The sequence below is a fragment of the Sedimentibacter sp. MB31-C6 genome, assembly GCF_035934735.1.
Taxonomy (GTDB): domain Bacteria; phylum Bacillota; class Clostridia; order Tissierellales; family Sedimentibacteraceae; genus Sedimentibacter.
The window spans coordinates 1,531,585-1,549,063 of record NZ_CP142396.1 but is presented as its reverse complement, the minus strand read 5'-3'; the positions used below and the strand labels follow the sequence as shown (position 1 = coordinate 1,549,063).

Annotated in this window: 15 protein-coding genes; all 15 read right to left on the bottom strand. The window is 31.1% G+C overall.

Annotation, left to right across the window (positions count from 1 at the left end):
* Nucleotides 1-2: 2 nt before the first annotated feature.
* The gene (locus U8307_RS07430; RefSeq protein ID WP_326906576.1) at nt 3-1,406 is read right to left on the bottom strand and encodes a Na+/H+ antiporter NhaC family protein; all 1,404 of its coding nucleotides are present in this window, start codon (nt 1,404-1,406) and stop codon (nt 3-5) included.
* A gap of 115 nt (nt 1,407-1,521) precedes the next feature.
* Entirely contained in the window at nt 1,522-2,640 is a 1,119-nt protein-coding gene (locus tag U8307_RS07425; RefSeq protein WP_326906574.1) for an alanine dehydrogenase, read from the bottom strand.
* A 25-nt stretch (nt 2,641-2,665) separates the two neighbouring features.
* Entirely contained in the window at nt 2,666-3,745 is a 1,080-nt protein-coding gene (locus U8307_RS07420; protein WP_326906572.1) for an NAD/NADP octopine/nopaline dehydrogenase family protein, read from the bottom strand.
* Nucleotides 3,746-3,780: 35 nt separating this feature from the next.
* A complete protein-coding gene (locus tag U8307_RS07415; protein WP_326906570.1) occupies nt 3,781-5,052 on the bottom strand; it encodes a glycine/betaine/sarcosine/D-proline family reductase selenoprotein B in 1,272 nt (423 codons plus the stop codon).
* Nucleotides 5,053-5,066: 14 nt separating this feature from the next.
* Entirely contained in the window at nt 5,067-6,350 is a 1,284-nt protein-coding gene (locus tag U8307_RS07410; protein ID WP_326906568.1) for a glycine/sarcosine/betaine reductase component B subunit, read from the bottom strand.
* 225 nt (nt 6,351-6,575) lie between these two features.
* Nucleotides 6,576-8,000: a sigma-54 interaction domain-containing protein gene (locus U8307_RS07405; protein WP_326906565.1), complete on the bottom strand. Its 1,425-nt coding sequence runs from the start codon at nt 7,998-8,000 to the stop codon at nt 6,576-6,578.
* A 117-nt stretch (nt 8,001-8,117) separates the two neighbouring features.
* On the bottom strand, nt 8,118-8,603 hold the full coding sequence (locus U8307_RS07400) for a metallophosphoesterase (protein ID WP_326906563.1): 486 nt from the start codon (nt 8,601-8,603) through the stop codon (nt 8,118-8,120).
* Nucleotides 8,603-9,199, bottom strand: coding sequence for an XTP/dITP diphosphatase (locus U8307_RS07395; protein WP_326906561.1), 597 nt, complete (start codon nt 9,197-9,199; stop codon nt 8,603-8,605). The genes U8307_RS07400 and U8307_RS07395 overlap by 1 nt, the downstream gene beginning before the upstream one ends.
* A complete protein-coding gene (rph, locus tag U8307_RS07390; protein ID WP_326906559.1) occupies nt 9,196-9,939 on the bottom strand; it encodes a ribonuclease PH in 744 nt (247 codons plus the stop codon). Before rph ends, U8307_RS07395 begins: the two co-directional genes overlap by 4 nt.
* A 148-nt stretch (nt 9,940-10,087) precedes the next feature.
* On the bottom strand, nt 10,088-11,344 hold the full coding sequence (locus U8307_RS07385; RefSeq protein WP_326906557.1) for an L-cysteine desulfidase family protein: 1,257 nt from the start codon (nt 11,342-11,344) through the stop codon (nt 10,088-10,090).
* A 237-nt stretch (nt 11,345-11,581) separates the two neighbouring features.
* On the bottom strand, nt 11,582-12,508 hold the full coding sequence (locus U8307_RS07380; RefSeq protein ID WP_326906555.1) for a glycine betaine ABC transporter substrate-binding protein: 927 nt from the start codon (nt 12,506-12,508) through the stop codon (nt 11,582-11,584).
* Between the two features lie 15 nt (nt 12,509-12,523).
* Nucleotides 12,524-13,261 (bottom strand): ABC transporter permease, encoded by a 738-nt coding sequence (locus U8307_RS07375; protein WP_326906553.1) that lies wholly within the window; start codon nt 13,259-13,261, stop codon nt 12,524-12,526.
* Complete coding sequence (locus tag U8307_RS07370; RefSeq protein ID WP_326906551.1) at nt 13,254-14,351, bottom strand: betaine/proline/choline family ABC transporter ATP-binding protein; 1,098 nt, start codon at nt 14,349-14,351, stop codon at nt 13,254-13,256. Before U8307_RS07370 ends, U8307_RS07375 begins: the two co-directional genes overlap by 8 nt.
* Before the next feature lie 25 nt (nt 14,352-14,376).
* Nucleotides 14,377-15,000, bottom strand: a complete 624-nt coding sequence (locus U8307_RS07365; RefSeq protein WP_326906549.1) for an ABC transporter permease — start codon at nt 14,998-15,000, stop codon at nt 14,377-14,379.
* 492 nt (nt 15,001-15,492) lie between these two features.
* Nucleotides 15,493-17,430: a flavocytochrome c gene (locus U8307_RS07360; RefSeq protein ID WP_326906547.1), complete on the bottom strand. Its 1,938-nt coding sequence runs from the start codon at nt 17,428-17,430 to the stop codon at nt 15,493-15,495.
* Between the last annotated feature and the right edge of the window lie 49 nt (nt 17,431-17,479).

The following is a 17,479-nucleotide window of genomic DNA, read 5'->3' as shown; positions in this document are numbered from 1 at the left end:
AATTATGCAATTGTTATTCCTACTAATAAATATCCAACAACTGATATTGCGGCTGCTGTCATAGCATATGGCAACTGTGTTTTAACATGGTCTATATGGTCTGATCCTGATGCAAGCGATGATAGTATAGTTGTATCTGACAATGGTGAGCAATGGTCTCCAAAACAACCTCCACCCATAACCGCTGCAACTGTTCCATATATTACAGTGTTAACTGCACCACCTGTTAATTGGAATGCTAACCCAACACAAATTGGTGTCATAATTGCATATGTACCCCATGAAGTCCCAGTAAAGAATGAAATAAAAGCACATAATAGGAAAGTTAATGGTAACAAGAACATAGGTGTCATCCAAGATTCTGTTGCACTTATTACAAATTGAGCTGTTCCTAATTCTTTACTTATTGCATTTAAACAATATGCTAATGCTAATATTAACATTGCTGACATAACACTTTTAATTCCTTCAACTGCTGTATCAACTAATTCTGATAAAGTTCCCATTTTTTGAATTATCATAACTACAAATTGATATGCTACTGCTGCTATAAATGCTTCTAAAGTTTTAGCAGAACCCATAAATATATAAGTACCTAATGTAACCGAAATTATTATTATAGCAGGAGCAAAGAAATTTAAGAACAAATTAGACTTAACACCATCATTTGGTTTTATTTTGTCTAACTCATTACTCAATAATGGCTTAGCTGTATCACTTACTACCTTTCCTTCTTCTCTAGCTCTTGTTTCTGCTTTTTTCATTGGACCAAAATCTTTAAGAATACCTGTTGTAATTAGTCCAACCATTAAAATTGATGCTAACCCATAAAAATTAAATGGAACCATCCTAATAACTGCTTCCATAGCCATATCATTATCTATAATTGGTCCTAACCCTATTAAAAGACCTGCCATATAAATACCCCATGCTGAAAACGGTATCAGTGTACATATAGGTGCTGACGTTGAATCACAAATATATGCAAGTTTTTCTCTTGCTACTCTTGCCTTATCAGTAATTCCTCTCATTACTGTACCAACATACAGTGGGCTAAAATAATCACTAAAGAATATAAATATACCTAATAGCCAAGCAATAACTTGTGCTCCTCTAGCTTTAATATTAAACTTTGCTATTGCATTCGCAAATGCTTCAATAGCACCTGATTTTTGAAATAACGCTACCATCATACCAATAAACACTTCAATACCTATTACCCAAATGAAGTCTGCATTTCCTAATGCACTTTGAATTATTGAACTAAATCCTAATAATAAATTCTGTCCTGTAACTAAAATACCTACTAAAACACCAATCAAAATTGAAAATAATGCGTCTCTTGTTAAAAATGCTAAAACAAGAGCTACTAATGCAGGTGCTAACGATAAAATACCATAATCCATTAATAATCCTCCCTTTATTTATTATTAAATTTATTTATATCTCAGTATATTTAATCATAATAAAACTAATAACAATTCCTATTTATTTCATATAGAAAATATACTGAGATTATAATTAAAACTGCTCTACAATCTTATCTTGCGGTGTTAATTCTAAATTATGTTTAATTGCTGTTTCTTGTAATGTTAATTTACCATGATAACATGTAAGACCTTTCAACAAATGATGGTTTCCCTTTAATGCAGTTTCACAGCCTTTATTTGCTATTTGTAAAGCAAATGGTAGAGTAGCATTCGAAAGACCAATTGATGCTGTGCGAGCAAATGCTGAAGGAATGTTATCAACACAGTAATGCAATATCCCTTCTTCATAGTAAATTGGATCATCGTGTGTTGTTGTATGACATGTTTCTATAGCCCCATTATCATCACAAGCAATATCAAATATCATTGCTCCTTTTTTCATTAATTTTAAATCTTCTCTATTAACAAGATGGTCTTTACGTGTTTTATTCCATAAAATACAATTCATTAATACATCAGTTTCTTTTAAACATTTTAATAAATTTGTTCTATTCGAATATAAAAATTCTACATTTGGGGGTAATTTAGCTTTAACTTCATCCATAACTTCTTTATTTACATCTAATATTTTTACGTTATTTCCTAAACTTGCTGCAATTTCAGCAGCTCCCATTCCTGAATTTCCTCCACCTATTATAGTTACAACAGGGGTATCTATTCCACTTACTCGATTAAATAATATTCCCTTCCCTCCATTAACACTTTGACCATAGTGGAGTGCTGCTAAGAATCCTCCCTTGCCAGCTAACTCGCTCATTGGACTAAGTAAAGGAAATTTTCCATTTTTATCTGTAATGTCTTCATAGGCAATACCTATTATTTTATTTTTTAGAATTTCTTTAGTCATATCAAGGTGAGCATTAGAATGAAGATACGTATAAACAATTAATCCTTCTCTTAAGTATTTATATTCTTGTGGTAATATTTCTTTAACCTTATATATCATCTCTGAATTTTTCCATATAGTATCGCAGTCTGCTATTATAGCTCCTGAATCTTTATATTCTTCATCTGAGAAACCACTACCTAATCCTGCATCCTTTTCCACGTAAACTTTATGTCCATTTTTTACAAGTTCTGTTACTGCTGCTGGTACAGCAGATACTCTATATTCATTGCTTTTTACTTCTTTTAGTATACCGACAATCATATAACCCTCCATTTATCTATCTAATTTAGATAATCTTTTTCAACTCTTCTAAGCTATATTTTGATAACCCTAAGCTTTCCATAGTTCTTGCCTTTTCTTCTTTATAGTCTCTAGCCATAACTATTGAAGCCAATTTAATTACTGCATCCATAGTAGGTGTTTTTACATTAAATTGTTTTGCTAAATCTGTAAAAAATACTAAACCAAAACCTGCATCTTCATTGAAATATCTGTAGTCAAGCTGTGTTTGAGCCATTATGCCTTTAAATCCAGGTGCTTTAGAATAACCTATGTCATAAGTGTCATCTGCCATATAACCTTGTTTTATTCCTAATACTGGGTCAGGAATAACTGTAACCCCTATTTTATTGCCTATTTCAATTCTTTCATCATCCATAGCTTTAATAATTCTGCCTACTGCTTGAGTTACACCTTCTTCATAAAATAAGAAATCACCTTGAGTTCTTTCTATTAGAGCTGCATTTAATAATGTTACAGCAGGATGTATTATTGGATTAGCATTTTGTAAAGTCGTTTGCAAAACATTTTCAGCTATTTCAATTTCAGTATATATATTTCCTACAACATCATATACTTTCTGATTAAATTTACTTGGTAAAGCTGCGATAAAATAAGCTCCCTTTAGCCTATTATATACTGCTATCTTTGCATCACCTATGATTCTTACGGCATATGGTAATGTTGATGTTTCTGCAATAATAACAGATTCATCTTCTATTTCCAAACCTAGTGCCTTTTTAAAAACGAGACTTCCAGCACATGAACTCGGACAAATAATGTACATTTGACCTGGTTTTATATATGGTTTACATGCTTTCCCGAAAGGCTCTGTACTATATGCTGGTCCTACAACAAATATAATATCTGCATCTGGTACAACTTTTGAAATATCATGTCCTACATATGTAAGTTTTTGAAATCCTTCTAATTCACCTTCAGAAGTAATACCACCAGCACTTTTAATTGCTGAAATATTTTTATCAAATTCTTCAAAATCAAACATAGATACATCATGTCCTGCCTTTGACCACTCAAATGCAACGGCACTTCCACCATTGCCTGATCCTAAAACTGCTACTTTCATATTTGCCTCCATAATATATATTTATACTTCTTAAACTATTGTAAAAGTAGATTAAGAGCATTCAAAACTATTTGTCTTTTACGCTGTTCTTCTTTTTCGAGAGTTAACTCAGGATTTCCAGTAGGATATGGTATTGCTTGTGCTCCGGATATTCTAACTGCCCCTACTGTTTTTGATATTGGTGTTACTGTACATATGTGAACTGCTGGTATACCTGCTTTTTCAATTTGTTTTACTATTGTTGCTCCGCAACGTGTACAAGTACCTCATGTGCTTGTTAATATAACTCCATCTACTTTATCTTCAACAAATTTCTGAGCTATTTCTTTACCCATTGCTATAGCATCTGAAACTGAAGTCGAATTACCTGTTGTTGTGCTTAAAAACGTATATACACTTCCTATTAAACCTTCCTTTTCTAACTTTCTAAGAATATCTAAAGGTGCTACTCTATTTGGGTCTTTATTTGCATAAACTGGATCATAACCTGCATGAACAGACTCAAATTCTCCTTCTTCTAACCTCTGTTTATTTGATATATCATACATTTTATAAAATTTAGCCGTAGCTGCTGGCATATGATCTGGATTTCCCATTGGCACAATCCCTCCAGATGTACATAATGCAATTTTTGCACTTTTTAAATCTTTAAGTGGAAGAGCAGGTTTTACTTTGTCATATACTGAAATTTCAAGCTCTGTTTCATATGATTCATCTTTAAGTCTATTAACCAACATATCCAGTGCTCTTTCTGCTCCATTTTTCTCTTTAAATAAATTGATTCTCTTTCCCATTGCATAATATTGTTCTTCTTTAGGACTGCCAATTTTATCTTTATTTAATAGCTTGTTAGCAAATTCAGACATTAGAGGTACTGCTTTTCTTATATTTGCAGCTGACTTTCCTACTTGAAGTATATATATATCTTTTTTATACATTTCTACTGCAGGATTTTCTTTATATAAACCTGTTATTGCTTCAATACCGAATCTTTTTTTTACAAAAGCACAGGAATCTGCACATGCAATGCCAAAACGACCTGCATTAAAGGCTGGTCCTGCTATATATAAATCCATATCAACATTTTTCAAATTTTCTTCTATAAAATTTTTAACTATATCCATATTTTCAGCATAATAATTATCACCACAAATTATAGTTGCAACAATTTCTGCATTTTCTAATTTACCAACAAATGCATTTGCACTTCCTATAGAGCCTTTATGTATTTGAGGTTCCATATATGCTCTATCTTCGCCGCCTATTTGTCCAAAAAATTGATTAGTATAAAAAACTACCTTCTTCATTTTCTCACCACTCCCTATATCGTCATAGCACTTAATTGTGTATTACCTTGTAAATTATGGCTTCCCATAATTCCATGGATTTCTACTAAAAGCCTTCCATCATCTTGTATTGAATCTACATTTCCACCAGTTAATCTTTCAATTTCCTTTATTCTACCTATTGTTTTATCCATTTTAGGTAGCATAATTGTTGCATTGCTATTTCCTGTTGATACAATTGCTACAGCATCTGTGACACTATCTGGTAAGGATTCTGACATGCCATCAATTCCTGCATCTTCATTAGTTATTATTACTGTTTTAATATCCATCTTCTCAAATGATTGGCATACTATCATTAAATCAGTTGTAGGGTTTCCAAATCCCTCTTGGGAAATAACAACACCCTCTGCACCAAGCATTTCTACTTGCCTAACAGTAAGCATACAATTTCTATACTTTTCCTTCAAAGTAACCATTAAAGGATTCAAAACGATACCCATAAAATTTATTTCTTTACCATGTCTTCTCATACATTCTTTAATAACTGCATTGTTTAAATGGTGATAAGTAGTCGTTTTAGAACCAGGAGAAACACAGTTACCACTTACGATTGCTCCATCCATTACCTCTAATGGTGTAATCATAGTAGGAATCATTAGCTTTGAATCTCTTCCATAAAAATATGTATCATGTAAAAGGCCCTGACTCATACAATTATATACATATGCTACTTTAGGAAGTTCAGGATACTCTGCATACTTTTCTCCAATACTTTTCCATTCATATCGTTCTACTTCATAATTCTTATAGCTTAACCCTATTTTACCAACATATTGAGCTGCCTTTATTCCTGCCAATCTTACAACTTCCTCATGTTCATGTGGGTCTACAAAATCTTCTTTGGTAATGTCCATTACAATATTTATCAATTTAGAAAAAATACTGTACTTTGCCCCTGGACCACTCATATCTATCAAACCTTCTTGAAATCCCACAATAGGACCTGTTGTAACAATAGCACATCCACTTAGAACATAGGTTATACCTTTTCCTGCCTCTTCTACTTGTTCTTTAAATAAACCTGAAAATATCTCTCCATCTAACTTTGCTCTTGGCTCAATTACATCTTTAACTGGAAGTATCCTTACAGATTCTCCTGGTCTTGCAATGTCAAAAGAAACATCCTTAATCCTTTTATCTTCTTTTATAAATTCACTTAACAAATCTGCATTAACATACAATATATCATTTTCAATTTTGTTCTCATCTTTAAAAATAACATCTTTAATAAATATTTTTCTCAATTCTAGATTCATAATAAACTCCTAAACTTTTCTCAAATACAATATATAATATTTGATTTTTATAATTGATAATACTTACACTAATAATAAGCAAATACCATGCCAAATATAATTCGTTGAGAAATCAATGAATTATATTTGCAGTTTTTTTTAATATAAAAAAACGACAAATATTTGTCGTTTTTTTGCACATTTATCGACAAAAAATTGTCGTTAGCGACTAATTTTTGTCGATAATTATATTTTTAGCTTGTCAATTTTGTAGTTTAGTGTTTGTCTAGGTATTCCTAATATTTTCCCAGCTTTAGTTTTATTACCATCAGTAATTTTAAGAACTTTTTTAATAATCTCTATTTCCTTTTCTTCCAATATTTTTTTCAAATTATATGTCTCCATATCATAATTAAAATTATTATTATCTGTTTCAACCAAAGTATTATTATTAGTTTTATAAACACGGTCATACATATATGCAGGCAAATATTGCACATCAAGCATTTTGCTATCAGCTACTCCTATCATTGATTCAATTATATGTTTTAATTCTCGAACATTACCATCCCAATTGTAATCAAGAAAAATTTTCTCTAAAGTTTTCGTAATACCTTGAACATTTTTATTATAAATTATATCAAATTCTTTTATATAATTATCTATAAATAGTTTGATATCCCCTCTTCTTTCTCGCAATGGAGGTAAGTATATCATTCCACTGCTTAATCTATAAAATAAATCTTTTCTTAAATGATTGTTTTTTATTGCTTCTAATGGATCCTCATTCATTGCTGCAACTATTTTTACATTTACAGTTTTTTGAATGTTTGACCCTACAGGTCTAAAGCTTCCATCCTGCAGTACCCTTAGAAGTTTTCCTTGCACATCGTAAGGAATTGAATTTAACTCATCTAAAAATATTATTCCTCCCTCTGCTATTTCAAATAAACCCTTTTTATTTTCAGCTCCAGTATATGCGCCTCTATAGGTTCCAAATAAAATTGATTCAATCAAGTTATGAGGTATTGCTGCGCAATTTTGAACTACAACTTTTTTTCTAGGTATTCCACTATAATTAATCATTGCTTGTACAAATACTTCCTTGCCAGTACCCGTTTCACCGTAAATAAGAGTTGGACTTTGCATCTTTGACATTGTTTTTGCCTGTTCAATAGCTTTCAACATTTTCTTATCATTTGTTATAATACTTTCGAAGGAAGTATTGCTTATATCATTAATGATGCTATTTATAAATTCGTTGTCTTCATCATCATAGTTTTTATCGCAGTCATCGTTATTAACATTGTCTATTGTTTTTATATCCTTTACAAGTTCTACTGCACCTATAATTTTTCCTTCTCTTAATAAAGGTATGGTTACATTATGTGTTGAATATAAATTACCTTTAAAGTCTTTATATTTTTGAAACTTTTTTACAACAATTTCTCCTGTAGTTATGCATCTAACTATTGAAGAAGTAGCCGCTTCATTTTTAATTGTTGGATAAATTTCAAATAAATTTCTATTTAAATACTCCCTACTATTACTATCATTGAACGAAGCATTAACATTTTCATCAAAACGAGTATTGTAAACAACTGTAAATTCTTTATCAACGATTAATACATAATCTAAACTATTAAATTTCAATCCTTCAATATTGACCATAAATAACACCTTTCTTTTTATAACATAAGAGTAATTTATCAAATAAAATCAGTTTAGAATAATATATGTCCAGTAACTTTAAAAAATTACGTTTATAGTAATATATAATATTAAAAGTTAAGTAGTAATTGAAATTATTCTACTCTTAATATCTTTATTCGAGATATTTATGATACCAAAACTACTCTTTCCATCCATAGGAAGGGTAGTACTTCCAGGGTTAAAATACAAAATATTATTATCAATTTCATCATGAGATTTATGAGTATGCCCAAATAATACTATATCTACATTACTTTTAATAGCATATTCTTTTAACTTAAATAAATCTTTTTTAACAAGATATAAATGTCCATGAGTAATCAACACTGATTTACCTTCAATTTCCTCGACAATTACAGATTCTTTATGTTTAAAATTATAATCACAATTACCAGGCACTTTATAAACTTTTTTAATATTCAATAATTCTGCATACTTGTCTGCATCTTTGTAATTATCACCACAATGAATTAATATTTCAATATTATTTTCTATTTTTATTTGTTTTGCTATTGAATCAATAACAGCCCCATGAGTGTCACTTAACACTAAAATTTTCACTAAATATCCTCCAGTTTTTTCTTTAAACTCAATAAAGCTTTGGCTCTATGACTAATTTTATTTTTATCACTTTCAGATAACTCTGCAAATGTTTTATTAATTTCATCAACAATAAATAAGGGATCATAACCAAAACCATTTTCACCTTTAGATTCAAAAGCAATTTTACCACTACATTTACCTTCTGCTATAATTTTTTCTCCATTTTCCAAAATTACTGCAATAACAGTTTTAAAGTATGCTGTTCTGTTTTCCATAGCTACATTCTGAAGATTCTTTAACAGAAGCTTGTTATTGTCACTATAAGATACGTTTTCACCTGCATACCTAGCAGAATACACGCCAGGTTCGCCATTTAAAGCATCAACAAATAATCCTGTATCATCAGCTATAACTATTTCATTAACTAATTTTCGAAGTTCTTGTGCTTTTTTAAAAGCATTTTCTTCTAACGTTTTGCCATCTTCTACTACATCAAAATTTTCATAACCTAAATCATCCTTAGAAACAACTTCAAAGGGCATATTTTTAAGTATGTCTTTTATTTCATTAATCTTGTGCTTGTTTCCACTTGATAAGACAATTTTTCTTTTCATTTTCCAATTTCCTCACTTAATTTTTCACCTAAAACTTCTTTTTGCATTTTATATAAGTCATTGCATCCTTTTTTTGCTAATTCTATTAAATCAAGTAATTCTTCATATGTAAAAGGTGATTCCTCGCCTGTACCCTGAACTTCTATAAATTCTCCTTTATCTGTCATCACTATGTTCATATCAACTATAGCATTACTATCCTCTGAATAACATAAATCTAATATTTTTTCTTCCTTAATAATTCCTACACTTATTGCAGATACAAAGGATTTTACAGGTATTTTCTTAATTTCCTTTTTGCTTATTAAAGAATTAAATGCATCTACCATAGCCACAAAGGAACCTGTAATTGATGCTGTTCTTGTTCCTCCATCAGCTTGAATTACATCACAATCTATCCATAAAGTTCTCTCTCCAAAGCCCTTCAAATCAACAACTGTTCTTAAACTCCTACCTATTAATCTCTGAATTTCCTGAGATCTGCCATCGATTTTACCCCTATTTATATCCCTTGCTTTTCTAGTTTGAGTGGAAGCTGGCAACATGGAATATTCTGCTGTAACCCATCCTTGCCCTGTTCCTTTTAAAAAATGAGGAACTTTATCTTCAATCATAGCCGAACAAATAACCTTTGTATTACCTACTTCTATTAAAACAGAACCTTCTGGATGCAAGAGATAATTTCTCGTTATTTTAACTGGTCTTAAATCACTATTATTTCTATCGTCAATTCTTGTCATTCTTTTCTCCTTATAATAAGATACTAATAATATTATACCTATTGTTATTTAATTTTAACATAAATAAATCAATCTTATCAAATTTAATTTAAAATTATAAAAAAGACACACTTTTGTATAAAAGTATGTCTTTTTTACAAATAATATATTATTTAATCATAATATTAAGTATTTCTACATCTGTATCCTTCATTCCATCTTTGCCTAATTTGCAAATACTTTTTATTGTATCTTCAACATTATCCTTTATTAAACCTTCTCCAGAATTAAATGTTCTACCTTCCATAGCCATATTATGTGCCATTATTGCTGCATCAACTGATGAAGCGATTTTAGCAGCACATGAAGGTTTAGCACCATCACATACTATTCCTGAAATGTTAGCTAATGTATTTGTAATTGTTTTTGTAATAATTTCATATGGTGCATCATGTAAATATGAAATTCCCGCCCCACAACCACTTGCAGCACTAACTGCTCCGCAAAATGCCGAAAGTTTACCGATATCTTTCTTAATATAAATAGAAATCAAGTTACTCAATACTAACGCCCTGTACATTTTATCTTCATTAACGCCTAAATATTTAGAATATTCTATTACAGGAATAGAAACTGCAAGTCCTTGATTGCCACTTCCTGAGTTTATAATTACCGGCATTGTACAACCACTCATTCTTGCATCAGAACCTGATGCTGCGTAAGCCTTTGCCAATACTTTTATATCATTCCCATAATTTTTAATTAATGAATCTCCAACATTAGCGCCATATTTATGAATCATACCTTCTTTTGCAATTTCAGTGTTATATTTTATTTGTCGATCTAATATATCTTTTACATCTTCTATTAAAACCTCATTTGTAAAATCATAGATATTTCTCATAGTAATATTTTTGAAGATGTCATCATTATCTGTAATATCGCTTGATATGCTTTGTTTAAAAACAATTTGTCCATTTTTTTCTTTTTGAACAATATTAGTATGACCGCCAGATATAGTTACTGATGCCCAATTATCATTTTTTTTTGCTATTACCTTTATGAATAAATTGTCTACGTTTTTTTCTAATTCTACCTTACAAATATTTGTTTTTAAAAGTTCTTTAGTTTTCTCAATATCTTTATCTAATATGTCAGTTAAAACCTCAAGTTTTTTAGAAGCATCCCCTGCTATTGCACCTATTATTGCACTTGTTTCTATTCCCCTCAAATTACCTGTGCCAGGTACAATTACCCCTTTAACATTTTTAATTATATTTCCACTACATTTAACAATTATTTTATTTGGAATTTCATTTAGCAATACTCTTGCTTCAGCAGATGCATATGCAATAGCTATTGGTTCAGTACAACCAAGAGCAGGTACAAGCTCTTTTTTTAAAATACTTAAAAAATTATTATACATATTTCACCTTCTCTTTTTAATTTGCGAAACTTAACGCAAGATATTCCCTCAGTCTCCAAACTTAAATATATACTCTAAAACTATATAAGAGGCTAATATCTTTTTGTATTATTATATTTCTAACTAACATAATGTATGACCTATATGTAATACTACATATATTATATATAGTTTTTCGAATATTTTCAATATTTATAATTTAAAAAGGCTAAAGACAATCTTTAACCTTTTAAATTACTAATCTATAAATCCTTCTTTTTGTAGCCACTCTCTAGCTACTTCCTCAGGTTCTCTCTCATTAATATCAACTTCATAGTTAAGCTGTGTCATAGTATCAGTATCTAATAATGGAGCTATTTTTTCTAGAATTTCTTTTATTTCTGGATTCTTTTCCAATGAATCATTTCTAACTACAGGAGAAGCATTGTAAACTGGAAAGAAGTTTTTATCATCTTCTAAGTTCACAAGGTCATATGCTGCTATTCTTCCATCTGTTGCAAATCCCATAGCAACTTCAACCTGTCCATCTTGTAGCGTTTTATACATAATTCCAAGATCCATTATCTTTATAGCATCCTCACTTTGACTAAATCCATAAAGTTCTTGTATACCTGGATAACCATCTGGACGTATAGAAAACTCATGATCTATTGCCGTTGTTATTTCCCCTGGATTTTCATTTATGTATTTTGCCAAATCACTTATTGATTTTATACCTAAATTTTCTGAATCCTCTCGTCGCATCATTAAAGTATAAGTATTATCTAACGGAGCATATTGAAGCCATGAAAACCCATTTCCAGCATCTTCATCTCTTACTTTTTCATAAGCTTCCTGAGAATCTGTTAAAGGCTCATCATGCTGAAGCTGTGATAACCATGCTGTTCCAGTATATTCCCAGTATAAATCGAAGTCCCCATTTTCTAAAGCCATACGTACTTTATCTGAACCAGCGACACTAGTTTTATCTTCTACCTCAAACCCTGCGTCTTCTAAAGCTAAGATTGTAATTTGTCCTAAAAGAAGCTGTTCAGTAAATTCCTTTGAGCCTACCTTTATAACGTCCTTACTTCCACCACCACACGCACTTAAAGTACCTACTATAAATACAAGTACTAGTGAAAATAAAATACCTTTCATAAAATTTGATTTTTTGATATTCATTAAAATCCTCCTATACTATTGTTTATTTTTTAATCGAGCTTCTATTAAGCCCATTAAATAATCAGTTAAAATTGCAAGTAATGCAGATAACAAAGCACCTAATATGACTATCTGCCACCTGTTTATATTGTTACCAGCAATAATTAAGTCACCAAGACCACCTGCTCCAATAAAGGCAGCTAAAGTTGCTGTTCCAATATTAATAGTTACAGCTGTTCTTATTCCAGCCATAATAACTGGATAAGAAAGTGGTAATTCTATTTTAGTCAGAATTCGTCTTTTCGTCATACCCATACCTTTAGCCGATTCCATTATAGATTCCTCCACCCCTAATATTCCTGCTATTGTATTATTTAATATAGGTAATAGTGAATATACCCAAAGTGCAAAAACTCCAGATTTAAACCCTACTCCTAATAGACCTACAAACAACGCCAGTATCGCCAAACTTGGTATTGTTTGACCTATATTAACAATATTAACTACCACATTAGAATAAACTTTAAATTTAGGTCTAGTTAGTAAAATTCCTAATGGCACAGAAACAGCTATCGCAAAACTTGCGGAAACTATTACTAATCTTATATGTTGCATTAAAGACAATAATATTTTATTGTAAGATACATAATTTGCAACAATCTTATCTTGAGGCCAATTTACAACATAAAAGCTATAAACAAAGGCTATAAGCAAGAGTAGCAATGGAAATATGAAAATTTTAAATTTTGATTTTGAAATTTTTGTGCTAATCATTGTCACTCACCGCACTTAATATTTCATTTATTCCAATCCATCCTTTCAAATGTTCCTTTTCATCTAAAACATAAATATATCTTTGTCCAATGCTCAGCATTTCAGATAATGCATCATTAAGTGACATACCCTTTTCCACTGTATCCATTTCCCTAATAAATTCGCCTGCCAAGCCATTCTTTCCATCGATGTCTTTTAATCTGATATATCCATTAAATTTGTTGTCTACTTCAGTTATAGCAATTGTCTTTAGCCTATTTTGCTCCATTATTATCTTTGCTTCATCTAGAGGTGTATTCATTCTTACGCTAAAAGTATTACGCATTGCATCCTCACATTTTATAAGATTTAAACGTTTTATTGAACGATTTCCACCTACTAAATTCTCTACGAACTCATCCGTTGGTGAACTTAAAATATCATCAGGTGTACCAAGTTGTACTATTTTTCCCTTTCTCATAACAACTATTTTATCACCCATTTTTATAGCTTCATCAATATCATGAGTAACAAATAATATTGTCTTTTTAATCTTTTCTTGTATATGCAAAAATTCATTTTGAATTCTATTTCTAGTTATTGGATCTAATGCACCAAATGGCTCGTCCATAAGCATTACTGGCGGATCAGCTGCAAGTGCTCTTGCAACACCAACTCTTTGTTTTTGACCTCCACTCAAACCAGAAGGCTTTCTATTTCTGTAAATTTCAGGTTTTAACTCCATTAGTTTAAGTAACTCATCAACTCTATTGCTTATTCTTTCCTTGTCCCACTTTTTTTCTTTGGGAACGGTTGCAATGTTCTCAGCAATTGTCATATGAGGAAACAATCCTATATTTTGAATTACATAACCAATATTACGTCTTAACTCTACAGGATCATGACTATTTATATTCTCCCCATTAATTAATATATTTCCAGATGTTGGTTCGATTAATCGATTTACCATCTTCATAGTAGTTGTCTTTCCGCACCCAGATGGTCCTACAAGTATACAAATTTCTCCTTGTTTAACATGAAGATCTAGTTTGTCAACTGCAGAATTTCTTGTATTAGGATATATTTTAGTTACATTTTCAAATCTAATCAAATAAAACTACCTCCTATGCTCAACATTATTTTACTTCTAACCTTTTTTGTATTAAAAACAAAAACCTATCCAATATAATTGCCATTAAAGAAATCATTATGGCGCCAATAATAACCATTTTGTCGTTTGTTCTTTGTATTCCATGAAAAATATAATCACCAAGTCCTCCAGCACCAACATATGATGCTATAGCACCCATTCCTACGCCCATTACTACAGCAGTTCTTATTCCAGCTATAAGAACAGAAAAAGCTAATGGAAGTTTAATTTTATACATTATTTTTAAATCAGACATACCCATTCCTTTTGCAGATTCTATAATTGCCGGACTAATATTTTTAATTCCTGTATAAACATTCCTAACAATTGGAAGCTGTGTATAAAGTACAAGTCCTATAACTGCTGGTGTAACACCAATGTGAAATATTGGAATTAAAACAGCAAACAATGCTAAACTTGGAATTGTCATAAGAACTTCTGTAATACTAAGTACTATTTTTGCAACTTTTTCATTATATGTTATTAAAACACCTATTAAAATCCCTAAAGTAATTGAAATCACCATTGCGATAATTACCATCAACAAATGCTCCCATGTCAATTCAATTATTGAATTTAAACGGCTTAAAAAAAATTCTAATAAATTCATAGTTCCTCCTCTCAAACAAAATTAACATTTAAGTATCAATTAAGACAAAAAAATATAAAAAAACTAAGTTTTAAAATTTATTTAAAAATAAGAAATAAAATAACCTCAAAAGAGTACCTCAATAAAATTTTACTCAAGGTAATATTTTGCTTATGTCATGATTTGTAATGAATTATTATCTTAGCTGCCGTATATCTTAGTATTTAAGGTATGTAGATATATAAATTTGGCAATTTAGATTAACTACCCTTACTATAATTTAATTTTATTAATGCAGGTAGTAGTTGAAAAAGAGTATTCAATTGCTGAAAAAACTTATAATAGATGTGATTTTATTTAGAACATTTTTTTCGTGTTGGGAATCTACATTATTATATCATAAAAACGTTATCTTTTCTATTGTTTTTTTATATTTTTCTATAATTGGTTTTTTAATACAAAACAAAAACCCCCAAATCATTAAGATTTGGAGATTTTAAAACTATTAAAACCTTATTTAGCTAAAGCTGCGCTTGTTCCTGCTATTCTTCCAAATACAGTTATATCAGCAAGAGCATTACCACCCAATCTGTTGCTTCCATGGATACCTCCAGTTACTTCTCCAGCTGCATAAAGTCCTTTAATAACTTCTCCATTATTATCTACAACCTGAGCATCTTCATTTATTTCTACACCGCCCATTGTATGATGGACAGTAGGTACACGTGCTCCTGCATAGAATGGTGCTGTGTCAATCTTATTATCGAATAATGTTCTTCCAAAAGGATCATCAATACTTCCTTCTACAGCATCGTTAAAAGTCTCAACAGAATTTACAAGTTCATCAGGGTCAACATCAATAAGTTCTGCAAGTTCCTCAAGTGTATCAGCTTTAAAAGCTCTACCTGCTTCAACCAAGCTATCTATACTTTCGTTAAAATTGTTTACCGTATCCCCTGTAGGATATGAATGTTTGTCCACTATTACCCACATATACGAATCTTCCTGTTCCATTAAGGCTTTAGTCATTACATCCCTTCTTGCTCCTTCATCAACAAATCTGCTTCCTTCTTTATTAACAAATATACGGTCCTGAACTCCTTGCTCAATATTTCCGCTTAAACTTCCAGTTTCAGGGTCCCCCATAGGAAGTAACTGTATTTGCTCCATGCCGATTACTGAAGTATCTATATCTTCTGCCATTACAATACCATCTCCAGTAGCTCCTGTATGGTTTGTTGTTTTAATATCCTTAAGTGATGGCCATATTGTGTTGTACTGTTCACGCATATCAACATTTGCTCCAAAGCCACCTGTAGCAAGGATTACTCCGTTTTCAGCATTTAAAGTTACTTTACTTCCCTTGCTTTCTGCATTTACTCCCTTAACTACACTATCTTCTACTATAAAACTTTTAGCAGTTGTATCAACCATTATCTCAATATCACTACTATTTTCTTCTATATAATTCATATAAGTTTCAATATATCCTGTTCCTAAAGGTTTCTCCGGTTTATGGGCACGAGACCACAAACCGCCTAAAACTGTAAATACATAATCTTTGAATTCCATTCCAAGATCTTCTAACCATTCAACTGAATCTAATGTATTATCAGCAAGCGTATTAATAAGTTTTATATTACCAATTTTATCTCCTCCATTGTAAGTCTGAAGTTTGTGTAATGTAGGTGAATCAAATAACCCAGTCTTACCTGATGCAAGATATTCTTCCCATTCTTTTTTAAGTGTTTCTTGCCATTCTTTTACTTCAGGATCAGTTTGCTCTGATGATATAATATCTTTAACAGTTTGTTTTTCAAGATCAGTCATTGTTAAAGAAGATTGTCTTTCTGTATCCGCAGCATTATAAGCTGAACCAGAAATAATTGTGTTCCCACCTACTTGAGGCATTTTTTCAATAACTATTACAGATGCGCCGTTCTGATGTGCAGAAACTGCAGCTGCTAATCCAGCTCCGCCTCCACCAATTACTATAACGTCAGCTGTCTTTTCTATATCGGCAGCAGCCTCTTCATCTTCTTCAACTGACTTACTTTTTAAAGCTGCAATGTCAGCTCCTGCTTTTTCCAAAGCAGCAGTTATGGCAGCAACTATTCCTTCACTTGAATATGTAGCTCCAGAAACTAACGGAACATCTAGAGATGTATTTTCCTTTACTTCTAGTGCAATTTTTTCAACTGCCTTATCACCAAGTCCAGCTGTTTCAGTGTGCTCTACAGTAATATCTGTTATTTCTAATTCTGTAACAGTAACTGTTGCCTTAATTGTTCCATGAAAGCCTTCTGCTTCTCCTTCATAAGTACCAGGTGTGAAAATAGCATCAATGTTTTCTTCATCTGTTGGCTTTACTCCAGTATTTGTTGCACAAGCGCTAAGACTTAAAATCATAGATAAAACCAAAATAATACTTAAAATTCTTCTAAATTTCATAGCTCTCCTCCACTTTTTCAATTTTAATGAACGTATTCACCGAATGTAT